Here is a 1,130-nt window from a genome sequence, read left to right as displayed (position 1 = left end):
GGGCGCTGGTGGGGGCGGGGCACATTTTCGACCGCCGGCCGGTATTCACCACCCCGGTCGCCGCCGGGGTCATCCCCTGCCCCGGGGGGGGCGACGAGTCCATGGTCACGGGCGAGCCGATGCCCGTCACGAAACACACCGGGGACACGGTCATCGGGGCCACCGTCAACGGCACCGGGTCGCTGCGGGTACGCGCGGCCAAGGTAGGCGCCGACACGATGCTCGCCCAGATCATCCGCCTCGTGCAGCAGGCCCAGGCGTCCAAGGCCCCCATCCAGCGGCTCGCCGACGCCGTATCGGCCTACTTCGTGCCCGCCGTCATCGCCATCGCCGTCGGCACCTTCGCCCTCTGGTTCACCCTCGGTCCGTCACCGGCACTGACCCTTGCCCTGGTCTCCGCGGTCGCGGTCCTGATCATCGCCTGCCCGTGCGCGCTCGGCCTGGCCACCCCGCTGTCCATCATGGTCGGCACCGGCAAGGGCGCCCAAGCCGGCATCCTGATCCGCTCCGCCGAAGCCCTTGAGACCGCCCACAAGCTGGACACCGTGGTCCTGGACAAGACCGGCACAGTCACGGAAGGCAAGCCCGTGCTGACCGACGTCCACACCGCCGAAGGAATCGACGAGGTCGAACTGCTGCGCCTGGTCGCGGCGGCCGAGGCCGACAGCGAACACCCCCTCGCCCAGGCCATCACCGCCAGTGTCCGCGACCGTGGCCTTCACCCGCCCGTGGCGTCCGGCTTCGACTCGGTCACCGGCAAGGGCGTCCAGGCCACCGTGGAGGGCCACGCCGTCCTGGTCGGCACCGCTCGGCTCCTCGGCGACGTGGGCATCGACACCTCCGCCCTGGCGTCCGTCGCGGCGGCCCTGTCGGCGGAAGGCAAGACCCCGGTCCTGGCCGCGGTCGACGGGCGGCCCGCCGGGGTCCTGGCGGTCGCCGACACCGTCAAGGGCGACTCCGCCGCCGCGATCACGGCCCTGCAGCGCCTGGGGATCGAGGTGGTCATCCTCACCGGTGACAACACCCGTACCGCTGCCGCGATCGCCGCTCAAGTCGGTGTCACCCGTGTGCTGGCCGAGGTGCTGCCCGAGCACAAGGCCGACGAGATCCGCCGACTGCAGGGCGAGGGC

1 protein-coding gene is annotated in these 1,130 nt (G+C 72.3%); it reads left to right on the top strand.

Annotation, left to right across the window (positions count from 1 at the left end; all coding sequences use genetic code 11):
* Positions 1 to 101 precede the first annotated feature (101 nt).
* On the top strand, positions 102 to 1,130 hold a 1,029-nt coding region (locus ACFW2E_RS47490; protein WP_384478541.1), incomplete at its 3' end, for a heavy metal translocating P-type ATPase.

The organism is Streptomyces sp. NPDC058964 (assembly GCF_042741275.1).
Taxonomy (GTDB): Bacteria; Actinomycetota; Actinomycetes; order Streptomycetales; family Streptomycetaceae; genus Streptomyces.
The sequence above is the reverse complement of the archived record's forward strand: the minus strand, read 5'-3'. Positions and strand labels throughout refer to the sequence as shown.